We start from the raw sequence: 22,094 nt of genomic DNA, 5'->3' as shown, positions 1-22,094 counted from the left end.
AACCTCAACTCCGGATAACCGAAGCCATTTCGCACGATATATTATGGTTTTTCAATCAGCAATTTAACACCAAGCGCGACAAGTACTGCACCAGTAGCACCCTCCATCCACTTCATAAAGCGCGCATTCTTTAGTAGGCTCTTCGCCGAGTTCAGCGCTCCAGCTAAGCTGCACTGCCAAAGCATCGCAATAATAAAATGAATACCCGCCATCAACATCGACTGCGCGAGCGGAGAACTCTCTGGATTCACAAACTGTGGTAAAAACGCGAGATAGAAGACTGCCGTTTTCGGATTCAAGACATTAGAAAGAAAACCCTCTCGGAAAGAGCGCTTGCCACTGTATGCTTGATGAGCCTGCTCGGCTACGGAAATCGTTCCATTGTTTTTTGTCAACGCTTTCAGGCTGCTCACCCCAAGCCAAATAAGATACGCCGCTCCCACACTTTTCACTATTTGGAAAAGCTCTGCTGATTGCGCCAATATTGCAGAAATACCGACCGCAGAGAAAAATGCGTGTACAAATAAGCCAAAACAAATGCCTAAACTTGTTACGCACCCGTCCTTAAGCCCTGCCCGACTCGTATTTCTGATAACTAAAGCAGTATCAAGGCCAGGCGTGAGCGTCAGTATCGTAATCGCAATAAGAAAGGCTTCAAAATTCAAAATGTCCATATTCATAAATAACTCAATCAATTTTCCCGATCAATACCGCCAATCCGGTGGTTTCGCAAGCAACTTTTGCAGTGTGCTATACAAGTCACTGAATTTGTGCACAATGGACCTACACAAGTTGTTAAAAAATAGTAAATTAATGCACTTCTAAAGGCATAGTGTGTACACATCCATTGTATGCTGCCTAATGAAGTAGAACTTAACGTTCAAGGACCCCACCAGGGGCGTTTAAGGAAAGAACATAATAAAGAGTAGTCACATGAGCGCATTTCAAAAACTTATCGCACATTCAAAAAAAGTCTCCCATTTTGATCACCTTGCATCCATCGTCGGCTGGGACCAAGCTGCAGTAATGCCAGCAGGCGGCGCAGAAGCACGCTCTAATGCCATCGCAGAACTGGACGTTCACATTCATTCATTGATGACGCAACCACACCTAGGCGATCTCTTTGCTCAAGCAGAGGAAGAGCCGCTATCCATCAATGAAAAAGCCGAACTGCGCGAAATGAAGCGCAACTGGCAACAATCCAACTTACTTCCAGAAGCCCTTGTCCAAGCCCAATCACTGGCTGGTTCAAAGTGTGAACATGCTTGGCGTACACAGCGTGGTGACAATGACTGGACTGGTTTCGAGAAGAATTGGGCAGAAGTCGTGAAACTGTCTATCGAAGAAGCTCAAATTCGTGCAGAAGCTAATGGGACCACCCCTTACGATGCCATGCTCGATATTTACGAGCCAGGAACAACATCTGCATCACTCGATACTTTGTTTGCCGACGTAAAAACGTGGCTTCCGAGTATGATCGATGAAGCCATTGAAAAACAAAGATCGAGCAATATTCTTTTGCCTAACAGCCATTACCCAACAGAGAAACAGAAAGCGCTAGGGTTAGAAGTCATGCAGTTACTGCAGTTCGATTTTGACCACGGCCGTCTAGATGAAAGTATTCATCCATTCTGTGGTGGCGTACCTACCGACGTTCGAATTACGACTCGATACGATGAAAACGAGTTTGTTCAATCATTGATGGGGATCGTGCACGAAACTGGGCATGCACGCTATGAGCAAGGCTTGCCTAAATCGCTTGCAGATACACCAGCCGGCCAAGCTCGTTCAATGGGCATCCATGAATCCCAATCTCTATTCTTTGAAATGCAGATGGGACGCAGCCAAGCATTTATTGAACATTTGGCACGATTAGCTACAAATCATTTTGATGGGCCTGAGTTTGCGAAAGCCAACCTAGCCAAAATCTATACCAAGGTTGAGAAAGGCTTTATTCGTGTTGATGCCGACGAACTCACCTACCCTGCCCATGTCATTTTACGATACGAAATTGAGCGTGATTTAATGAATGGCGTTATCCAACATACAGACGTGCCAGAGCTTTGGAATGAAAAGATGAAAACCTATCTTGGTTTATCCACTGACGGGAATTATAAAAATGGCTGTATGCAAGATATTCATTGGACTGACGGGAGCTTTGGATATTTCCCTAGCTATACATTAGGTGCGATGTATGCAGCTCAGTTCATGTCGGCGATGAAACAAACCGTGAACGTCGATGATGCTGTTCGTAGTGGTGACTTAACACCGATTTTCACTTGGTTGGGTGACAACATTTGGAGTAAAGGCAGCTTGCTAACCACTGACGATCTTGTTCGTCAAGCCACTGGTGATGTTTTAGATGCGAAACACTTCAAAAACCATTTAGAGAATCGTTATCTGCGTTAGTATGATTTACTCGAATAGACAAAGCCCAGAATCAAGTTCTGGGCTTATCTTTACTGATACAGCTTATCAGTTAGATTGCAGGTGCAAGTCTTGGTTTATACAAACAGCACTCACCCTCTGGTCGTGTTTTAAATCGTCGGTGTAACCACATATATTGACTTGGACAAGCCATAATCGATTTCTCAACAATCTTGTTCACAAACACAGCAGCTTGCTCGGGATCATTTTTCGGGAAACCATCGACTGGCTCACTCAAGGTTAATGTATAGTGCCCATCTTCACCACGAACCATGGTAAAAGGTACAATCGCACAATCAGTCGCATCCACCAACAGGCTGGTTCCCGTTGTGGTACAAGCGCGTTCGACCGCAAATAAAGGGGCGAATGTTGAACGACGAACACCATAATCATGATCAGGCGCATACCATACTCGTTGACCCGTATTGAGTGCATCTAGCATGCCTTTTACGTTCTTTCTGTCGATCAATGTACGATTTGAACGAGAGCGCCCCTTGTACTGAAAGTAGTCAAAACAAGGGTTATTATTAGGGCGGTATACGCCCATCCCCGACTTTTTAATGCCAAACGCTCGAGCACCGAGCTCTAAGTTCATTGAATGGACAGCAAGCATCAGCGCGCCTTTGCCCTGCGCTTCCAACGCTTCAAGATGCTCCATTCCTACAATGGTAACATGTTTATTTACGCGCTTATCAGACCAAAACCACGCCATAGCCGTTTCGAACAGCGCGATCCCTGTATTATCAATGTTGTCTTTTAAGATTGCAGCTCGTTCATGCTCAGCCATTTTTGGGAAGCAAAGTTCTAAATTTCGTTTAATCGTAACTTGTCGTTTTTTCATCAATCGCATCGCTAAACGTCCAATGCCTCGCCCCAACAAAAGTTGAAGTTTGAAAGGAAGTAAACTTAGCGAATACATAATGCCAATAATGATTAGCGTTCCCCAATAACGAGGAGTGAGAAAAGCGGCCTTAAATTTTGGTGCTTTGTATTTGTTCATGAAAGTGTCATCAGACGTGCTCGTCTTATAGGTCCTTAAAAACAACGATAAATAGAAAGACCTTTTACCATTGAGCGTGCTTATTTTTATAAAGCGCGCGAATTCTATGGGCGGAATGCAGTGTAAACAACAAATATTTGCTAATATTGCGTCAGACATCGTCATTTCTAAAACAGAATTTACGGTGTCCATAACAATTTTCGTTATTCATAACCAAGGAAAAAGCAAAGCCGGAAAACCAGTGACAACAACCACTTTCCCTACAAGCTTTTAAACTGAACAATCCGTCATCATATTCCATTCTAACCGTTTGTTTTTCTTCTCTCCCCAGTGTACAGTCTCGCCAGCTTGCCCTTTATGTAACCCTTTACTTTAGTCGGAATAACCATGACTCTCGATACCTTGATTGCTTTCGGCGGGATCGTCTTTTTTCTTGCCGTGATTCCAGGACCAAACGCACTGCTTATTTTATTTACGGCACTCACCCAAAGCCGTCGTTTTGCTATCGCAAATATACTTGGTGTTGGACTGGGCTTTCTGATTCATGCTTTTGTTTCTGCAAAAGGCCTGAGCTTGTTGCTTTCCCAGTCGGCATTAGCGTTTAATGCATTGAAATGGATGGGGGTAGCGTATTTAGTATGGCTTGGTATCAACAATCTAAAAAGTGGATTTAAACTGGCCGATAAAAAACTAAAGTTAGATCGTAAAATTGAAAAACAGACGTTCAAACAGGCATTTATTAAAGGGCTCTTAACCAACCTACTCAATCCGAAAATCGTGCTCTTCTATCTTTCGATTTTCCCTCAGTTCGTTCAACCACAACACATTCTAGAACAAAGCATGATGCTTGGTGCTCTTCAAGCCACGATTGTTGCACTATGGTTCTTGTTTGTTATTTTCTTTGCCCACAAAGTCAAAGCGACACTAACGTCTTCGAAAACCAGTAAATGGCTCAACTATGTGAGTGGCGGATTATTTATCTTCTTTGGCATCGGTTTAGCGAATACCCACCTGTAATGGTTCTCAGAATAAACCATTCAATATCTGACTGGTTTATTCTCGCCATATCACTCTGGTGTGCTAAAAATATTCCAATGACCACGTGAATGCTTTCGCACGAACACATCAATTCATATCGACACTTTGCGACAAACTGCCGTTCAACAAGCCAAGCAAACGTTTAAATTGATGACAAATAAAACGCTGAGATTTCAACTCATTTTTGAGTAAATACATACCATTTTTGGCTATATACCCATCGACGCCTACCGCCCTACAATACGGCGGTCTTACTTGTAGCACGCGGGTTCATCTAACTGACCCGCCGCTCAATCAATAAAGGTATCGAATGAGCAGTATCGCCAAATCCGCCGTCAAACTCAGTGTCTTTTCTGTCATCATGATCACGGTTACTTCCGTAGACAGCATAAGGAACATTCCGGGTGCCGCCTTATTTGGTAGTCACGCTATCTCGTTCTTCTTACTTGCTGGATTATGCTTCTTCGTCCCTACAGCGCTGGTTTGTGCTGAGTTAAGTACGACCTATCCGCACCAAGGTGGGGTTTATCTATGGGGAAAAGAAACCATTGGCCCTAACTTTGGCTTCGCGACTGTCTGGTATCAATATGCGGAAAACATCGTTTACTATCCTCCACTGATCTCTTTTATTGTTGCAACAGGTGCTTATCCGTTCTTTCCAGAGCTCGCCCAAAATAACATCTTCATGCTAATCATGATCAACGTGATCTTCTGGGCGCTAACATTGGTCAATATCTTTGGGTTGCGCTTATCGTCACTGATTACCAATGTATTTGGCACACTTGGACTTATCTTTCCAATTCTGTTGATCATCGCACTAGGTGGATATTGGGCCTATACCAACCCAAGTGAGTCACACATTTCACTTCGTCACGTGTCAGACTGGTTACCTGACTTTTCTCAAGATGGCATTGGCGCTGGCTTTACGGCTGTTGTACTTTCACTAACGGGGCTTGAAATCACCACATCATACGCAAGTGAAGTCGATAACCCTCAAAAGACTTATCCGAAAGCGCTGATTGTATCGACCGTGTTGATTCTGGTTTCATTGACTGCGTGTTCGCTTTCCATCTCTTCCGTGGTATCAAGTGAACACTCTAGTCTGAGTGAGGGCGTCATTCTGGCATTCAAAGCATTCTTCGACGATTTGAACATGTCATTTATGCTACCTGTCATTGCGCTTGCGATCGTGTTTGGTAGCCTAGCAAGTTTAAATAACTGGATCATTGCACCAACAAAGAGTCTTCATGTGGCAGCAAAAGATCACTTTATGCCAATCGCGCTGTCAAAAGAAAACAAAAACCAAGCACCTGTGCCATTGTTGTTGCTTCAAGGCGCGATTGTTAGTGTGCTTTCTTTAGTGTTTATCTTAGTGCCAAACGTAAACCAAGGCATGTGGCTACTCAATATTTTGATGACCCAGCTCTACATGGTGATGTACATCTGCATCTTTGTGAGCTTCTTGGTTTCTCGTCGTAAACACGCAAAGATTGAACGCCCTTTCCGCGTTCCTGGTGGGAAATTCGGAATGATGCTCGTTGCGACACTGGGCTTGATCAGTTGTGTAGTGACTATCTTTGTTTCGTTTGATGTACCTGCTGGAATCAGTGCCGAAACCGGGGCTTATGCGCTTATCCTTGGCTTTATCGCTTTTAGTTTGCCAGCGATTGCCGCGGTTATCTATCGTAACCGTAAACTGCAGCAGCAAGGCCAGCTCATTGAGGCTATGGCAAACTAAAAAAAACAAGAGCGAACTGCTCGCAATAAATGCATATTAGTCATGCCTATTCGATAGAAACAAAAAACGCAGCATTCATCGCTGCGTTTTTCATATTCAATTCAATCAACGGCTTAATGACCAACGGTTTTAGATAGTAAGTTTACGATCAAAACGCCGGTGAGAATAAAGCCAATTCCTACCATCGCCGCTAGATCGAGTTTTTGTCCATATAAGAAGTAACCGACTGCAGCCACCAAAACGATGCCTGCCCCACTCCATATTGCGTAAACAATCCCTACTGGCATGCTTTTCACTGTCACAGATAACAAAAAGAAAGCGATGCCATATCCAATAATAACGATGGTGCTTGGCATTAGCTTGGTAAATTGCTCTGTTTTAGGAATGTTAGAGGTTGCAATCACTTCACACACAATCGCAATAGACAACGCCACCAATGGAGGCATAGAAATAAGCATTTTGAACATTAGGCATTCACGCTCAATTGACCTTAATTCGATGACATATCGAATTTCTAAGCCGCGCATTATAAACAAAATTGCCAACCCGAACAGTAAATGTGAAGTAAATCACCTTTACTATTATGAAACAGTCATCCTTAAAGCCCATCACGAGCCTTACGTAGGATCAGCGACGTAGGTCAACTCACCGTCATATGGTGTTTTTGTGCGATAGCAAAGTAAATATGCATATCAATTGGCTCTGGCGTATTCAGTAACATCTTGCCAACTTCTCGCTGAAAATGGCCATAATTTCCTAACTCATCGGTCAAACCAAGCTGCTCATAGTTTTCTAAGTTTGAGAACATCCCATAAGCATATTGGTAGCGCACTAAGTCATTCTCTTTTTGATAATCGAGCGCTGCTAGCGCTTGGTCGATCTCTACTGGCGAATAGTAATGCTTATCCCCGAACGACCGCAATAATACCTTAGGTACCTCTTGCGCAATGCTCTGAATGACTTCTTTTTTCTTTAACATTCCAAACATACAACCCTCCAGTAACACGATGAAACGAGTGACTTGCACCATGAGCTCCAAAATCGGCGCATAGATTTATACTAGCTCGATCCCAATCCACTCATCAAACTATACTGATCACGTTGCATTCTTGTGTAGCCAGAAGTTTAAGTGGGGTCACACATATCTCAACAAAGTATGCATCACATCGAGTGAGTAAAAAACATCCTCATCCTTATCTCATCCATGATGCCAATGGATAAATGAACACTTGGAAATGAAACCGACGTTATTGACCGTTCATACTCACCATTTCTTTTATCAGTAATTCGCAGTTAGCGACGTCATTCACGACACTCTTGTATCGACATCCGAAACAAATTACGTTAAGTTTAGATGTATAGACGTCTAAATTACAGCTTATGGAGAGAGCCGTGCCAATTAGAATTCCAGATCAGTTACCCGCGACCGATGTACTTAGAACCGAAAACATTTTCGTGATGAGCGAAAGTCGAGCGGCTAGTCAGGAAATCCGCCCTTTACGTGTGCTTATCCTCAATTTAATGCCAAAAAAGATTGAAACTGAAACGCAGTTCCTTCGCTTACTTTCCAACAGCCCGCTGCAAGTCAACGTGGAATTGCTTCGAATTGATGACCGCCCAAGCAAAAATACGCCTACGGAACATTTAGATACGTTCTACCGACAATTTGAAATGATCAAAGCAAAAAACTTTGATGGCATGATCATAACAGGCGCACCGCTTGGGTTAGTTCAGTTTGAAGACGTTATCTATTGGGATCATTTAAAAACCATTATGGAATGGGCAAAAGATCACGTTACCTCTACACTTTACGTGTGTTGGGCGGCACAGGCTGGGCTAAAACTGTTGTATGGCTTACCAAAGAAAACACGTAAAGAAAAACTGTCCGGCGTGTATCATCACAATATTCATCATCCGTACCATCCTGTGTTGAGAGGGTTCGATGACACTTTCTTAGCGCCCCACTCTCGATATGCCGACTTTTCGCCTGAGTTTTTAGAAGCACATACTGATTTAGATATTCTTGCAACTTCTGATGTCGCCGGTGTTTATCTTGCCTCAACCAAGGATAAGCGAAACGTCTTTGTAACTGGTCATCCCGAGTACGATTCTCATACGCTACACAACGAATACATTCGAGATCTCGGTGAGGGGATGGAGCCTGCTATTCCTGTTAATTATTACCCAAACAACAACCCAGATAATCCACCATTCGCCAGCTGGCGCAGCCATGGGCATCTATTATTCTCAAACTGGCTAAATTATTGTGTTTATCAGCAAACGCCATACGATTTGGATCACTTTAGTGAAGCGGCATTCACTAAAGATGACTAAATCATTAGAAAAGATGAATACGTGTTTCTTTAATCGCTCGTTTCTAAATACTGGACTTTTTGATAGATAGTTTAAGCCGTCATTTGACGGCTTTTTCATGCCCCTTGCCAACCTGCTCGCATAGTCATTCCCTACTCGTGAGTTTCAACGCATGAAACCATATCCTATCTACAGATGAAGTTTATTGACGAATAAAGATAGATGTAAGGACAAAAAATGACGTTCACTCAAGTTAAGGCATGCGTAATAACCAGTCTATTTAGCCTTTTGGGGTGCGTTACCGTTCAAGAAGATCAAGTTCATCAGCACACCGATCCTATTGCCTTATCAGAGTCGCGCATTGCGCTTGGATTGAGTTATCTAAAAAATGGCAGCATGATCCAAGCTCACAACAATCTACAGCAAGCATTGAGTTATGCTCCGCACTATTATCGCGCTCAGTTATCAATGGCACATTATTACGAATCCGTCGGTGAAGACACCAAAGCTGAGCAGTTGTACCGCCGCGCATTTGAGCAACATTCACAAAATGGTGATGTGCTTAATAACTATGGCACTTTTTTGTGTAAGAAAGGAAACTACGTTTTGGCGGATACGCTGTTCAAGCAAGCCATCGAACGACCAAACTACTACTTAATACCCGTCAGCTACGAAAATGCGGCGTTCTGTGCGTTAAAAGCAAACGATCAAGACAAAGCCATTGTCTATTTCTCTCGTGCTATCGCTCATGACCCACACCGCCCTAAATCGATTCTCCAGCTTGCGAAATTAGAAATAGACCGGGGAAATTATACGGACGCAAGACTCAGACTGATTCGATTTAATCAAGCATATGGCCTTAGCAAGCCATCTCTTCAACTCATGATCCAATTAGAAAACAAAGCTGGTAATGATAAGTTAAAACAGAAGTACCAACAAAAGTTGGACAATTTGAGTTAAGAGGACCAACCAGAAAGATCAACAGTCCCTAATCAAACAGCAAGTACGCTTTACCATCCAGGGTCACTTTTTTCACGCGAGTACGAAATACATCGCTCAATGCTTTTTCTGTGAGGACTTCGTTCGCATTCCCTTGAGTATGCAGAACACCATTACTCAGCATTAGGACTTTGTCAGCATGTCTTAACGTTCGATTGAGATCGTGATTGGCAACCAAGACACACACTCCTTGTGCGGCAACGGCATTAATCAACAGATACAACAACCCCTCTTGTGCTATATCCAGAGGCGCGGCAGGTTCATCCAAAATCAGTAATTGAGAATATGGGTTGATTGTTCGCCAGACTTGCAAACACACACCAGCCAGTCGAACTCGCTGCCATTCTCCCCCAGATAACGTTTGAATACTGCGATAGAGCTTTTCTTGAAGTTGGACAAGCTCAATGACCTTATTCACGGCTTCTTGGACTGTGGCATCTGCAATGTTGCACCAACTCGGTAATGACAATGCAAGATATTGAAATACATCAACGTTAAATGCAGGCCTCGATTGCTGACATAAATAGCCACGGACGTGAGCTTGTTCCGACAGCGGCATCGCTAAAAGAGCTTTGTCATTAATAAGCACTTCCCCACTAACATTATCTCGCGATGTAAGCGTGCCGGAAATCGCTGCTAGCAATGTGCTTTTTCCTGAACCATTTGGCCCAACCACGTGCACAACTTCCCCGGCTTTACATTCAAAAGACAAGGGTAATAATCGGTTTCCCACCGCGATGTGTTTAACGTGCATCATGACTTTTCACTAACATCCAAATGAATATTGGCGCACCGATGGACGTGGTCATGACACCCAAAGGCAGCTCGGCTGAATCAAGCAATAAGCGGGCACCTATGTCAGCAAACACCAACAAAGCCGCACCGGATATCGCCGATAAAGGCAATAAATATCGATTCTCGGTACCAAAAGCCAATCGCAATAGATGTGGTACCACTAAACCAACAAAACTAATGATGCCACCTAATGCGACAGAACCTCCCACCAATATGGAAATAGCAAGGATCAATTTCCAGCGCAGCTTATGGACATCAACGCCCAATTGCATCGCATGGGTTTCTCCTAGCATAAGCTTATCCAAGGGCTTGCCTTTGCAACATAACCAAATTAATACCGGCAACATCACTAACGTGACACTGTGTTGATACCAGCTCGCACCGCCAATGCTGCCCATAAGCCAATACATAAGCTGACGTAAGCTTAAGTCATCACTGAAGTAAAATGCCCAGGTAACAACCGCGCTAGACAAAATACCCAATGCTACACCAACTAAAAGCAAACGTGCCGTCGTCAAATGCATAGCTCTCGCGATCCCCACTAAAATCACCGTAAAGAGCATCGAACCTGCAATCGCAGACAACATAAAAACCATCGGTGACGGCAGCACAGGAAAAGCAAACATGACCAAGACCATGGCTAAGCTTGCACCGCCGGAGATACCAAGTACTCCCGGTTCCGCAAGCACGTTCCCAAGTAACACTTGTAACGTTGCACCAGATACTGCCAACGCGGCGCCAATAATTGCAGCAGCCACTAAGCGAGGCAGACGTAAATCCCACAACAGTTTTTGTTCAAAAGAGGACAGTTCATGAAAAGGAGAAAGGAACACCTCACCAACCATCAAATGGACGGCAGATAACAGCATGAGCATCGCTGACATAATCAAAAGATTACGTTGCCAGCGTCGCTCTTTATTGAGGATAAGTTGTTGAAAATCCATAGCGACCGATAAATAAAAATGAGGCCTAACCATACAGTTAAGCCTCAGTAAATTGCAAATGACTTCGACTGCTCATTTTACCTAAATGAGCTGACTGGGATTAATCGTAGACCAATTCACCATCTTCATAGCGTGTTTTCACTTCACACACCATTAAGGCCGCTCGTTGTCCTATCGCAACACGTCGATTGGGGAAAACAATCGCTTCATTGTCATTTTTCGCCATCAATGGTTTATCACCATCGTGCCCAAAGACTTCACCATGCACAAACGAGGTAAAGTTCTCAACATTGTCATCAAACATAAAATCAAAATCATCATGCAAACGCACAATGGTTCGACTGACTCGATACTTAATGCACGGTTTCGATAAATGCTCAGCAGGAGTCTCAGCAATAAGGTTGCGAAGAGCCAAATCAAATGCAGTGAGTTTATCTAAATCATTTTCCCCAATACGGGCAACGCGACCTAGTTCCATCGTCAATGCCTGAGCACCATAGCTTTCTGCACTAAACCAACTAAACGTGCTAGACGGTGAGTTCGAAAGCAGTATCGCTTCAATGTGTGCACTGTCTAAAAAATCAATCAACGCTTTGCTACGAACTGGGTGTCGAGTTTTTGGACTCACCGCAAACGTGTAGTGTTTTGAACCACGAATCGCGCAATGCAAATCTAAATGCCAACGTGTCTCTGTCGCTGTGCCTTGATAGAAATCTCTCACTAAAAACTTCAGCGTATCTGCGATCGCGAGCTCTTTGGTTGGCTCATGTACTTTTTCATCAAACAGACGATTGAGGTTTTCTTCAAGAAATCGCGTATGCGCCAGTGTAGATTCTGGGTGAGCGATAAGAAATAGACAGCGAGCATCAATTTTTTGGAAGCCAGATTCAACATCTTTAATGATTGAATCCACCAGTTCCATCGGCGCGGTTTCATCTCCATGAATGCCGCATGAGATAATGATGTTCTTGGTATCTTGAGAGTAATCGGCAGGGATCACCTCAAGCACACCGCGCTGGTAGAGCTTAAGTTTTACACCGTTAGACAGAACCTGTTCCGCCGGTGCAACATCAATGTGTACATCTAACGTGTCAGTTAAAAACGATTGGCGAAAAAGAGACTTCGTCATGCGTTACTCCTTAATAGCACGGCGGGTATGTTAATAAATTGTACAGTGAATTTATGTTGTGGCGATCCCACTTATGGATAGCAACCCACAATTTTATCGAAAATCCGATTTATTTCCGCGCCATACGCTAATTTCAAGTATTGATGCGTTTATTTTTCAAACAATTACAAAGTGTTAGGGCTGTGTACTTTACCACAGCCCTAATTAAGATCCTTATGATTTGATCAACTTTGCGTACGGTTTGTGTACTTATTCACTGCGCTGTGAAAGTAACCGCTCAAACTCGTCGACTTTCTCACGCACGAGTTCCACACTCTGTTGCCAAAACTCCGGTTGAGTCAAATCCATCGACAAGTGCTTATCCACCACATCTTCTGCCATCATATTACCGGTATCGCGTAATAGTTCGACGTAATCACCGTAAAAACGCTCCCCTTTCGCGTCACGCTGCGCGTAAATGCCTTTACTGAATAAGAAGCCGAACAGATATGGATAGTTATAGAAACTCACACCAGAAATAGAGAAGTGAAGTTTACTTGCCCAAAAATACGGATCGGCTTCACTCATTACTTCCCCGTACCAGTCTTTCCAAGTATCCGACATCAACTCACAGAAGTTTTCCGCAGTTAGTTCCCCCTCTTGGCGGCGCTCATAAAATGCTTTTTCAAACTCATAACGAACTGGGATATTAACCATCAATGCCAGAGCAGAAGATAACTCTTCCCACAGCATTTCTAATTTTTCATCGACGCTATCGGCTTTCGAGATCAGGTGATCTCGAACGATATTCTCCGCAAAGATCGAGGCGGTTTCTGCCAACGTCATTGGGTAGTACGTTTGGCAAAGCGGCAAATCACGAATCACCCAGTTGTGGAATGCATGACCAAGCTCGTGCGCCAGCGTCATCAAATCAGAACGACTGCCACTCCAAGTCATGAATACGAGAGGTGTGCGCGTTGCTGGTAACTTAGTACAGTAGGCACCTAAACGCTTGTTAGCATTTGGTGCAGCATCAATCCAACCATTTTGCACCATCATACGAACAAACTCAGACATGTCTGGATTAACGGTTTCAAATGCCTCGCAGATAACGTCGATGGCTTCATCAAAGTCATACACTTTTGCATCGCCATTTAAGGCTGGCATAGCAGCAAGATGATTCCAAGGTTTCATCTCATTAAGGCCATGCACTTTGGCCATCAATAAACCCGCTTTTTGGCCAATATCACGGCTGTCTTTGGCAACGCTCATCATCGCATCAAGTGTTTCAGCCTTAATGCGACTACCGTGCAAACTCGGGTCTAAAAAGTGGACCTCTCGCTTTGATGAACGTTTTTTATTTTCCGTCAAACGCCAACCAGATAGTGCGTTTAAAATCGCAGCAAACGATTCTTGATGCGTTGCCATTGCTTTTTGAACGCCTCGCCATGCTGCTTCCTGACGGTCAAACTCTGAACCATAAAGGATACTCGCTGCTTGAGAAAAGCCGAGTTCTTCACTGTTGCCATCCGCGTAATCCAATTTGACTTTCAAAGATCCAGTCAAGTTATCATAGAGTTTACCCCATGCGGATTTACCATCAACACTCATCGCCGCAAGCAGTTTTTCTTCTTCTGTGCTTAGGCGCGTATCCGCCAACTTACGAGCGTTTGCAATGGAAAATGCTTGACCGCTGATGTCTGAATTTTCGTGGTCAAGTACGCGAGCAATAAACTCATCATCAGCGTGCGTCAGCGTCAGATCAAATGCGCTGTAAGCTTGAGAGAGCTCAGAGAAAATGCGTGTCATTCGACCAAGTAGCGCTTTAGCTTCTGCATTAGTTGCATCGACAGACGCATAGCAGTTGGCGAAATTTGCAATGGTACCCGCCAAGCGACTTGCGGCTTCGCTGGTCAAAATTGCATTTTGCATCACCTCCACCGAATGACAGTCCGTTGACTGCTTGTTCAGAAGGTCAATACATTGTTCAACTAACGCAATATCATCTTGAATTCTAGGGTCAGCGAGATCGTTATAAACGATAGATAAATCCCAGCTAGGAGTCGTCATTTCTGGTTCCTTTTTATGTAATTCATCCCACCATTCCTTACATTTCCAATGCAAAGTACAGATGGAAATCTTCCGTGACTAACAAAATTATTCCATTATTGGTACGCCTATTGAACGAACTGAGGCGTAAATTTGGTCATCGATGGTAATGGTTATATGTGTTACTGACGCATTCCCAATCGCTAATGTCGAATACCATCGCGGATTGCGCCAATCTACACCCAAAATATGGGCAAGAATTATTCTTATTACGCCACCATGCGTGATAATTAGCAAGTTGTCATTGATATCATTGATTATTTGAGACCATGCACAAGTTACACGCTCAGCAAACATATCTAAAGACTCGGCGTTTGGCAGCGTGTGTTGCGCTGGGGCTTTCCAAAAGGCATCCAGCTTGCTCCAATGCTCTGCCAACATGTCAAAAGGTACGCCATCAAAATCGCCAAAATCGAGTTCTTTAATATTCGGTTCTACACATAAAGGAAGCAGTTGTTGATCTGCAAGCATTTGCGCCAAATCATAACATCGAGACAAAGGTGAACTGATGACTCCTCCAATCTCTTTGCCCCTGTCATTCCACGCTTGGGCGATGCTAACTTGCTCTGGCCCATCAACTTTTAAATCAGCCTGTCCGTGTAACCCAGGGGCGGCATTGACTTTTCCGTGGCGTAGCAGATAAATATTTAGCGTTTTCATCTCATTAAATCCTATGATTTCAATTCAAGGGGCAGGCCTGCTGCGACAAAGGTGACACGGTCACAAATTTGCGCCAATTGTTGATTCATTCGTCCTGCATTATCAACAAAATACCGAGTCACTTGACCTAATGGCACAATGCCCATGCCGACTTCATTCGAAACAAAAATGAGTGTCGCACTTGATTCACTTACCGCTTTGACCAATTCTCTGATCTGAACTTCTAGCCTGTCATTGCTGCATTCATCACCTAACTGAAAAATCCAGTTGTTCAACCAAAGCGTTAAACAGTCCACCAACACCACATCATTTGAAGAAAAACCACGAATGTTCTCCGCTAGATGCAACGTACATTCATGCTCTTGCCAGCCCAACCCTCTCTGTTTTTGATGATGAGCAATTCGCTCCCGCATCTCATCATCAAATGGATGCGCGGTAGCGACATAGTGTAGCTTCATGCCTTTTTCTTGAGCCGCTTTCTTAGCTCTGGTTTCTGCTAGGGTTGATTTCCCGGAGCGTGCTCCGCCTAAGATAAGTTGCTTCATGAACAGTGAAAATATGCGATAAGTGTAAGATAAACCAGTAATTCTGAAAGCTGTTGAGCCGCACCTAAGCAATCCCCGGTAAAGCCGCCAATACGTTTCAGTAACCACGCCTTAAAGATGGCACGAAAAACTAACAGCACAAGCGCAATCAGAACCGCCAATGTTATCCCTAGAGACAACCCAACAACGCCAGCAGTAAAGAGCAGTACTGCCACTTCGAGAGTCGACTGTTTGTTTGCTAAAGGCTTACTTTTTGAAGTATCAGCATCACTCACGTAGGGCATGTCATAAATCAACGTCGCTGCGGTTGCTCGGCTTACGGTATAAGCCACGACAATGATAATCCAAAATTGGGGTTCAGAGACCAACTCACGCCAAAATACAAACTTTGCGAGTAACGCCATAACCAATGCCGCTGCACCATAAGTCCCAATACGACTGTCTTTCATGATCATTAGGCGACGTTCAACCGTCATCCCTCCGCCAATACCATCGGCCATGTCTGTTAACCCATCTTCATGAAACGCGCCGGTTAACAGCAAGCTAAAGATCATGGTCAAAACAATCGCGACAGTTTGAGGGAACAGTAACACCGTAAGTGAGTACAGCGCGGCACAGAGTAAACCCAGCACTACGCCAACAAGTGCGAAGTATCGCCCTGCTTGATTCATGCGTGCTTCACTATAAGGTAAATTTGCTGGTACAGGTAAACGGCTAAAAAAGCTGACGGCCAACAAGAAAAGCTCGCCTTGATAACGCAGCGAGCTTGCTGGTGATGATGTATTGTTGAGAGTAGACACTAAACCGTTACTCCTGCACTCTCAAAACTGGCCATGTTATTGTAGAACTGAGCTGCTGCTTTCACCAAAGATAACGCCAATGCTGCTCCTGTTCCCTCCCCTAAGCGCAAACCAAGGTCTAGTAACGGCTCTGCTTGCAGGCACTCTAAAACAAACTTGTGACCGTTTTCTTCGGAGTTATGAGCAAACAACATATAGTCGCGTGTCTCTTCATCGAGGAGTGTCGCGACATAAGCGGCAACAGAGACAATAAAACCATCCACCAGCACTGGCGTTTTCAAACGTGTTGCTTCTAGGAATGCGCCTACCATTTGGACGATTTCAAATCCTCCAACTTGCGCCAAGGTTTCTTTAGTCCCCAAATCACGACAACGACTCACGCCTTGAGCTACCAACTTGATTTTGTGATTCAGTTGCGCTTGAGTAATCCCTGTTCCATAACCAACACAGTGGTCGACTTCTAAAGGACTCAATGCGGTAAGCAACGCAGACGCGGAACTTGTATTTCCGATGCCCATTTCACCGAACATCAACAGGTTTGAACCATTGAGAATGCTGTGCTCTGCGACCTTTGCACCATACTCCAAACCCAATGCAACTTGCTCTAAGGACATCGCAGTTTGCTTCGCAAAGTTTGCGGTACCATTACCTAATCGTTTTTCAATTAGGTTTGGGTGATTTTTAAAATCAGGAACAAGCGTTTCTATTGACGACAACATGCCACAATCGATCACTTTAAATTCAATTTGGTTGAGGTCACAAAAGCAATTAATCGCAGCACCACCAGACAAAAAGTTGGCTACCATTTGTTGAGTAACAGCACTAGATGCAATACTGACGCCCTCTTCCGCAATACCATGATCACCTGCGAACACAAGCATCGTTGGTTTGCGAATTTCAATGCTTTCAACTGCCGTAGATTTATCTTGGCTTTGGATCAGCGCCAGTTCTAACGCCACCTTTTCAAGGAGACCGAGCGCACCGATAGGTTTGGTTTTGTTATCAATACGCGCTTGGATTTCTAAAGCATAAGAGCGATCCATCATAATGGTTCCTTCTTGTTATTTTTGACGAGCAACGGAAAACGTCTTTTCTAAGTTCGTTCAATCTCAGCAAAAAATGAAACTTTGCGGCCTTTCACCGACTTCGATTACCAGGTGTACGTTTTCGATTACCTTGGGTAACTATTCGCTTGTGTAACTGTTCGTTTGCGTAACGATTACTTTGCGTAACTTACAGCCAAATGCAATTGGCGCGCCTTTAATACGCGACAAAGCAAATTTTGACAAATTCAGAGATCGTGCGTCCACACAAGTGCGCCAAAATCGATATTTATACAACATCCTTATCGCTGAAAATCTCGACGTTCATTGAGTAAACCTGCTAAGTGTAACTTGCTATCGATCATTTTCATCTGACTTTCTCAAATTGAAACGCATTTTTTCAATTTGAGAATAAAACGAATATGTTTCCCCTCAAAGACGCTTTCCTCACTCGAACAATTAGCGCGGCAGATCATCAATGATAACCACTCTCACATGGATTATCAGCTTTAAAAAAGAGACAAATACAATAATTCAAAGTGCTGATTTTACGATAATTTAACCAGCCAGCGCACGATCAAACCATCAAGTTCTGGATTTGATTTTATTTTGCAAAACTTTGTATATCGTCGCCCCAAATAAAACATTGGCACGTCGAATGCATGGTTTATTACAATCGCTACATGCATTGATAAATAAGTCAATAACAACAATAAGCGAGGATCTATGTTTGCAAATCAAACCCATCGCACCGCTAAAAAAGACAAACCTAAACCCAAAAACCAAAAACGTTCCATTCCGTTGTCCCTGTCCTAAAAGCTCTGGCCCACCTTTTGTGGGCCTGCTTCATTTTCTATTTTCGCGCCAAAGTCGACGCACTCATAACGTCAGTTCACTTTGATCAAATTCTCTCAGCGTCAATGCATTCATAACAACGACTCATTTAAAAAGCAGTCTAACCCTTCAACGCGGGAGCATGCACATTATTTGCTTGTCAAAATCGGCTAACTCGTCAAAATCGGTTAGCTTGTCAAAAGCAGTTAACCGAACAAAAGCACTTGACGCATTAAATACGCTACAATAGCGTAAGCATCTGTTCTCTATGAGGAAGAAGACAATGAGTAATAATTCAAATACCTGTGTAATTATTGCAGGCGCAACAGGGCTAGTTGGCAAAGAGGTCATGTCCACATTAGTTTCGCAGCCGAGTATTCACACGCTTTACTCATTATCTCGTCGAGCACTAAGCGAGGTCAGCGATCCTCACAACAAGATCATCCCTATCATTGACGCGGAATTGTCCATTCATGATTGGGATGAACAAAAACCCTCTCCTCACATCGGATTTATCTGCTTAGGTACGACATTAAAGCAAGCTGGCAGTAAAGAAGCGCTGCGCAAAGTCGATGTAGAATTAGTGTGTAAAGTAGCACAGCAAATGAAAATGATTGGCGTCAAGCGTTTAGCGGTGGTTTCTAGCCTTGGAGCTAATGCCTCTTCTTCATCCCACTATTTAGCTTGCAAAGGCCACATGGAAAAGAACATTGAAAAAATGGGGTTCGATGAAGTGGCCTTCGCAAGACCCGGACCATTGACTGGTCAACGAGAAAATCCTCGAACAGACGAGAAGATCATTCAAAGCGTTTTTAAGATCATTAAGCCAGTGATGTTAGGGAAACTATCCAACTTTATTCCAATAGCCGCTCAGGACGTCGCCAAAGCGATGATCTATCAAGTTTTCAGTTACCAAGAAGAACCAATCATTTACTTACACCGCAACGAAATGATGAACCTACTCGCGCACTATGATTAGTCACACAAACTTCTCATTTACTCTGACTGCACCTCCATTTTTCATGGCTTGCGTAGATTTTTAAAGTTCGCGTGGTGAGCGTTCACCTAGCACATATTTACGGTTGTGCTTTTCACCGGATATTCTTTCATCTTTCGTTGCGAGTCAAAGCGTTGAATGGTCTAATACTGCCATCGGTTCCATAAACGGTAAGCATCATGCACCAAGACAATCAGCCCACTTTCTTTTTCTTTGACTATGAGACTTGGGGAACAAGCCCAGCCAAAGATCGCCCTAGCCAATTTGCTGGCGTTCGTACCGATGAGAACTTTAATATCATTGGCGAACCTTTGGTGATGTACTGCCGACCACCCGCGGATTATCTCCCGTCTCCAGAGGCTGCTTTGATTACCGGTATTTCACCGCAAAAAGCGATGCAAGAGGGCCTTTCTGAGCCTGAATTTATTGCAAAAATACACGCTGAGCTCTCTAAGCCAAATACCACAAGTCTTGGATACAACAGCATTCGTTTCGATGACGAAGTCACCCGTTATACCTGTTACCGAAACTTTATCGACCCTTATGCATGGAGTTGGCAAAATGGTAACTCGCGCTGGGACTTACTCGATGTTATGCGTGCTTGTCACGCTTTGCGTCCTGAGGGCGTGGAGTGGCCAGAAAACGAAGAGGGCTTTACGAGCTTTAAGCTAGAGCATTTATCAGTGGCAAATGGCATTGAACACAGCAATGCCCATGATGCAATGGCAGATGTCATCGCTACCATTGAAATGGCCAAAAAAGTCAAAGCTGCACAGCCTAAGTTTTTCGACTACTTCTACTCAATGCGCCACAAGCGTAAACTTAATGAGTTAGTCGATATCGTCAACATGACGCCATTAATGCACGTTTCTGGCATGTTAGGGCGAGAGTGTCAGTACACCAGTTGGATTGTGCCTGTCGCTTGGCACCCAACCAATAATAATGCGGTTATCACGATTGATTTGGCAAAAGATCCTCAACCAATTCTTGAGCTGTCGGCAGAAGAGTTACACCAGCGCTTATACACCAAACGTGAAGAATTAGGCGGTCAACTGCCTGTGCCGGTAAAACTTGTTCATTTAAACAAGTGCCCTATTCTTGCTCCGGCGAAAACGCTGACGGCCGAAAATGCCGAATCCATTGGCATTGATCGTCAGAAATGTCTTGATAACCTTGCCTTGCTGCGTCAACACCCAGAAATTCGTGAGAAGCTCATCAACCTATTCTCTATTGAGCGTCAGTTTGAAAAAAGTGATGATGTCGATACACAGCTTTATGACGGTTTCTTCTCACCCGCCGATCGTGCAGCAATGGACATCATTCGCGAAACGGATCCTATCAATCTCGCGGCGCTTGATATCGAATTTGGCGATAAACGCATAAAACCCTTGCTATTTCGCTACCGAGCACGTCATTATCCAAACACGTTAGATGAACAAGAACAAAGACGCTGGACGCTCCATTGTCGTGACGTTTTCGAAAGCCAAATCGAAGAGTACATGCTTAATTTAGAAAACTTAGTTCACGAACATGAAAGTGACGAAAAAAAGATAGCAATACTAAAATCAGTCTATCGTTATGTAGAGAGTCTAGTCTCATAACTTCTTTCCTTATTCAAGCGCACTTTCGGGTGTGCTTGTTGTTTTATATGCTGTCAAAATGATTAAAAACCGACTTTTACAACTGATCCATTTGCTCATCTCCTTTGCATTAATTATGGGAGCACTTGGTATCGGTAACACCATCCAAACATTTACTGGCATTTCCGTTCCTGGCAGTGTCCTAGGAATGCTTGTCCTCTTTTTATCCATGGCTCTTGGACTTGTTAAAGTAGAATGGGTCAAACCGGGCGCCACACTTTTTATCCGCTACATGATCCTTTTGTTTGTCCCGATCAGTGTTGGCCTAATGCAACACTTCGATATGTTGATTGCCAATGCACTTCCTATCTTTGCGAGTGCCGTAGGTGGATCGCTCATTGTGTTAGTCAGTCTTGCTTGGTTCCTGGATTATTTGCTAGAGGAGAAAAACTAATATGTGGTTAATTGTCACTATTGTTGTTTTCTTCGTAGCTCGCCAAATTGCAATCAAAGTGAACAACCCGATTGCCAATCCGCTATTGATTAGTATCGCGGTATTGATCCCATTGCTTATGTTTCTCAACGTTCCATTTGAAACATACTACGCGGACAATGAATACATTAGCTTCCTGCTGCAACCAGCAGTCGTCGCTCTTGCCTATCCACTTTACGAGCAATTACCCCAAATCAAGGCCAATTGGCGCATCATCGCGCTCGCTTGTACGCTGGGCAGTGTGATGTCAATGCTAACCGCAACACTCATCGCTGTTGCCTTTAAAGCAGATATCAGTTTAATCGCAAGTCTTGTTGGTAAATCCGTGACGACGCCTATCGCAATGGAAATCTCAAGTCATCTTGGGGGGGAAGCGGCCGTTGCGGCAATCCTCGTTCTCATTGTGGGTTTGTTCGGGGCAATTCTGGCTTACCCAATATTCAATCTTATCGGAATTAAGCACCCTATCGCTCGAGGCCTGACTATGGGCACGGTTTCACACGCCTTAGGAACCGCGACGTGCGCAGAGAAACAGCCAGGAGATGCCGCGTTCTCATCTCTTGCTCTCGTGTTGTGTGGCATCATTACATCGATTCTTGCCCCTAGCTTCTTTGCTTTAGCGGTGTGGTTATCCCAATAATCACTCCTTGGTTTTCTATATGCCCGAGTTG

The 22,094-nt window shown here is 43.9% G+C and carries 21 protein-coding genes; 9 read left to right on the top strand and 12 right to left on the bottom strand.

What is annotated here, in order from left to right; genetic code table 11:
• Positions 1-41 precede the first annotated feature (41 nt).
• Positions 42-674, bottom strand: coding sequence for a LysE family translocator (locus VA249_RS06730; protein ID WP_221069848.1), 633 nt, complete (start codon positions 672-674; stop codon positions 42-44).
• A 259-nt stretch (positions 675-933) separates the two neighbouring features.
• Here VA249_RS06730 and VA249_RS06725 point away from each other — a divergent pair, with 259 nt between their 5' ends.
• On the top strand, positions 934-2,409 hold the full coding sequence (locus VA249_RS06725) for a carboxypeptidase M32 (protein WP_221069505.1): 1,476 nt from the start codon (positions 934-936) through the stop codon (positions 2,407-2,409).
• Positions 2,410-2,479: 70 nt separating this feature from the next.
• Here the strand turns inward: VA249_RS06725 and VA249_RS06720 are convergent, their stop codons facing one another.
• Positions 2,480-3,427, bottom strand: coding sequence for an LpxL/LpxP family Kdo(2)-lipid IV(A) lauroyl/palmitoleoyl acyltransferase (locus VA249_RS06720; protein WP_221069503.1), 948 nt, complete (start codon positions 3,425-3,427; stop codon positions 2,480-2,482).
• Between the two features lie 387 nt (positions 3,428-3,814).
• Here VA249_RS06720 and VA249_RS06715 point away from each other — a divergent pair, with 387 nt between their 5' ends.
• On the top strand, positions 3,815-4,444 hold the full coding sequence (locus VA249_RS06715) for a LysE family translocator (RefSeq protein WP_221069501.1): 630 nt from the start codon (positions 3,815-3,817) through the stop codon (positions 4,442-4,444).
• 331 nt (positions 4,445-4,775) lie between these two features.
• Positions 4,776-6,203 (top strand): APC family permease, encoded by a 1,428-nt coding sequence (locus VA249_RS06710; RefSeq protein ID WP_221069499.1) that lies wholly within the window; start codon positions 4,776-4,778, stop codon positions 6,201-6,203.
• 113 nt (positions 6,204-6,316) lie between these two features.
• Here the strand turns inward: VA249_RS06710 and VA249_RS06705 are convergent, their stop codons facing one another.
• A complete protein-coding gene (locus VA249_RS06705) occupies positions 6,317-6,649 on the bottom strand; it encodes a DMT family transporter (protein ID WP_221069846.1) in 333 nt (110 codons plus the stop codon).
• 194 nt (positions 6,650-6,843) lie between these two features.
• Positions 6,844-7,191: a hypothetical protein gene (locus tag VA249_RS06700; protein WP_221069497.1), complete on the bottom strand. Its 348-nt coding sequence runs from the start codon at positions 7,189-7,191 to the stop codon at positions 6,844-6,846.
• 404 nt (positions 7,192-7,595) lie between these two features.
• Here VA249_RS06700 and metA point away from each other — a divergent pair, with 404 nt between their 5' ends.
• Together metA and pilW are read left to right on the top strand one after the other, a co-directional pair.
• Positions 7,596-8,537 (top strand): homoserine O-acetyltransferase MetA, encoded by a 942-nt coding sequence (gene metA, locus VA249_RS06695; RefSeq protein WP_221069369.1) that lies wholly within the window; start codon positions 7,596-7,598, stop codon positions 8,535-8,537.
• 216 nt (positions 8,538-8,753) lie between these two features.
• The gene (gene pilW / locus VA249_RS06690) at positions 8,754-9,476 is read left to right on the top strand and encodes a type IV pilus biogenesis/stability protein PilW (protein WP_221069371.1); all 723 of its coding nucleotides are present in this window, start codon (positions 8,754-8,756) and stop codon (positions 9,474-9,476) included.
• A gap of 28 nt (positions 9,477-9,504) precedes the next feature.
• On the opposite strand, the gene btuD is transcribed toward pilW, so the two are convergent.
• The 8 genes from btuD to cobT form a co-directional block, all read right to left on the bottom strand.
• Complete coding sequence (gene btuD / locus VA249_RS06685) at positions 9,505-10,272, bottom strand: vitamin B12 ABC transporter ATP-binding protein BtuD (RefSeq protein WP_221069494.1); 768 nt, start codon at positions 10,270-10,272, stop codon at positions 9,505-9,507.
• Positions 10,259-11,254 carry a vitamin B12 ABC transporter permease BtuC gene (btuC, locus tag VA249_RS06680; protein WP_221069491.1) on the bottom strand — a complete coding sequence of 332 codons (996 nt, stop codon included), beginning with the start codon at positions 11,252-11,254 and terminating at the stop codon, positions 10,259-10,261. The genes btuD and btuC overlap by 14 nt, the downstream gene beginning before the upstream one ends.
• 100 nt (positions 11,255-11,354) lie before the next feature.
• Complete coding sequence (locus VA249_RS06675) at positions 11,355-12,383, bottom strand: succinylglutamate desuccinylase (protein ID WP_221069489.1); 1,029 nt, start codon at positions 12,381-12,383, stop codon at positions 11,355-11,357.
• A 249-nt stretch (positions 12,384-12,632) separates the two neighbouring features.
• The gene (locus tag VA249_RS06670) at positions 12,633-14,432 is read right to left on the bottom strand and encodes a M3 family oligoendopeptidase (protein WP_221069478.1); all 1,800 of its coding nucleotides are present in this window, start codon (positions 14,430-14,432) and stop codon (positions 12,633-12,635) included.
• Between the two features lie 87 nt (positions 14,433-14,519).
• Entirely contained in the window at positions 14,520-15,131 is a 612-nt protein-coding gene (locus tag VA249_RS06665; RefSeq protein ID WP_128810996.1) for a histidine phosphatase family protein, read from the bottom strand.
• Between the two features lie 11 nt (positions 15,132-15,142).
• Positions 15,143-15,676, bottom strand: coding sequence for a bifunctional adenosylcobinamide kinase/adenosylcobinamide-phosphate guanylyltransferase (gene cobU, locus VA249_RS06660; protein ID WP_221069477.1), 534 nt, complete (start codon positions 15,674-15,676; stop codon positions 15,143-15,145).
• Positions 15,673-16,476, bottom strand: coding sequence for an adenosylcobinamide-GDP ribazoletransferase (locus tag VA249_RS06655; RefSeq protein ID WP_221069383.1), 804 nt, complete (start codon positions 16,474-16,476; stop codon positions 15,673-15,675). The genes cobU and VA249_RS06655 overlap by 4 nt, the downstream gene beginning before the upstream one ends.
• Complete coding sequence (gene cobT / locus VA249_RS06650) at positions 16,476-17,522, bottom strand: nicotinate-nucleotide--dimethylbenzimidazole phosphoribosyltransferase (protein ID WP_221069385.1); 1,047 nt, start codon at positions 17,520-17,522, stop codon at positions 16,476-16,478. Before cobT ends, VA249_RS06655 begins: the two co-directional genes overlap by 1 nt.
• A 1,114-nt stretch (positions 17,523-18,636) precedes the next feature.
• Between cobT and VA249_RS06645 the strand changes: the two genes are divergently transcribed.
• The 4 genes from VA249_RS06645 (at position 18,637) to VA249_RS06630 (ending at position 22,063) form a co-directional block, all read left to right on the top strand.
• The gene (locus tag VA249_RS06645; protein WP_221069475.1) at positions 18,637-19,332 is read left to right on the top strand and encodes an NAD(P)H-binding protein; all 696 of its coding nucleotides are present in this window, start codon (positions 18,637-18,639) and stop codon (positions 19,330-19,332) included.
• Between the two features lie 197 nt (positions 19,333-19,529).
• Positions 19,530-20,951, top strand: a complete 1,422-nt coding sequence (gene sbcB / locus VA249_RS06640) for an exodeoxyribonuclease I (RefSeq protein WP_221069473.1) — start codon at positions 19,530-19,532, stop codon at positions 20,949-20,951.
• Positions 20,952-21,009: 58 nt separating this feature from the next.
• Entirely contained in the window at positions 21,010-21,384 is a 375-nt protein-coding gene (locus tag VA249_RS06635; RefSeq protein ID WP_221069471.1) for a CidA/LrgA family protein, read from the top strand.
• Position 21,385: 1 nt separating this feature from the next.
• The gene (locus tag VA249_RS06630; protein WP_211919319.1) at positions 21,386-22,063 is read left to right on the top strand and encodes an LrgB family protein; all 678 of its coding nucleotides are present in this window, start codon (positions 21,386-21,388) and stop codon (positions 22,061-22,063) included.
• Positions 22,064-22,094: the final 31 nt, after the last annotated feature.

The sequence above is a fragment of the Vibrio alfacsensis genome, from assembly GCF_019670485.1.
In the GTDB taxonomy this organism is placed as follows: Bacteria; Pseudomonadota; Gammaproteobacteria; order Enterobacterales; family Vibrionaceae; genus Vibrio; species Vibrio alfacsensis.
This window is presented reverse-complemented; position numbering and strand designations above follow the sequence as displayed.

Coding starts and splice junctions, on each gene's coding strand:
- sbcB (WP_221069473.1), top strand. CDS start 19,530: ATGCACCAAGACAATCAGCCCACTTTCTTTTTCTTTGACTATGAGACT.
- VA249_RS06710 (WP_221069499.1), top strand. CDS start 4,776: ATGAGCAGTATCGCCAAATCCGCCGTCAAACTCAGTGTCTTTTCTGTC.
- VA249_RS06730 (WP_221069848.1), bottom strand. CDS start 674: ATGGACATTTTGAATTTTGAAGCCTTTCTTATTGCGATTACGATACTG.
- VA249_RS06725 (WP_221069505.1), top strand. CDS start 934: ATGAGCGCATTTCAAAAACTTATCGCACATTCAAAAAAAGTCTCCCAT.
- VA249_RS06670 (WP_221069478.1), bottom strand. CDS start 14,432: ATGACGACTCCTAGCTGGGATTTATCTATCGTTTATAACGATCTCGCT.
- VA249_RS06635 (WP_221069471.1), top strand. CDS start 21,010: ATGATTAAAAACCGACTTTTACAACTGATCCATTTGCTCATCTCCTTT.
- VA249_RS06665 (WP_128810996.1), bottom strand. CDS start 15,131: ATGAAAACGCTAAATATTTATCTGCTACGCCACGGAAAAGTCAATGCC.
- VA249_RS06715 (WP_221069501.1), top strand. CDS start 3,815: ATGACTCTCGATACCTTGATTGCTTTCGGCGGGATCGTCTTTTTTCTT.
- pilW (WP_221069371.1), top strand. CDS start 8,754: ATGACGTTCACTCAAGTTAAGGCATGCGTAATAACCAGTCTATTTAGC.
- VA249_RS06700 (WP_221069497.1), bottom strand. CDS start 7,191: ATGTTTGGAATGTTAAAGAAAAAAGAAGTCATTCAGAGCATTGCGCAA.
- VA249_RS06645 (WP_221069475.1), top strand. CDS start 18,637: ATGAGTAATAATTCAAATACCTGTGTAATTATTGCAGGCGCAACAGGG.
- btuC (WP_221069491.1), bottom strand. CDS start 11,254: ATGGATTTTCAACAACTTATCCTCAATAAAGAGCGACGCTGGCAACGT.
- VA249_RS06705 (WP_221069846.1), bottom strand. CDS start 6,649: ATGCCTCCATTGGTGGCGTTGTCTATTGCGATTGTGTGTGAAGTGATT.
- btuD (WP_221069494.1), bottom strand. CDS start 10,272: ATGATGCACGTTAAACACATCGCGGTGGGAAACCGATTATTACCCTTG.
- VA249_RS06675 (WP_221069489.1), bottom strand. CDS start 12,383: ATGACGAAGTCTCTTTTTCGCCAATCGTTTTTAACTGACACGTTAGAT.
- cobT (WP_221069385.1), bottom strand. CDS start 17,522: ATGATGGATCGCTCTTATGCTTTAGAAATCCAAGCGCGTATTGATAAC.
- VA249_RS06720 (WP_221069503.1), bottom strand. CDS start 3,427: ATGAACAAATACAAAGCACCAAAATTTAAGGCCGCTTTTCTCACTCCT.
- VA249_RS06630 (WP_211919319.1), top strand. CDS start 21,386: ATGTGGTTAATTGTCACTATTGTTGTTTTCTTCGTAGCTCGCCAAATT.
- cobU (WP_221069477.1), bottom strand. CDS start 15,676: ATGAAGCAACTTATCTTAGGCGGAGCACGCTCCGGGAAATCAACCCTA.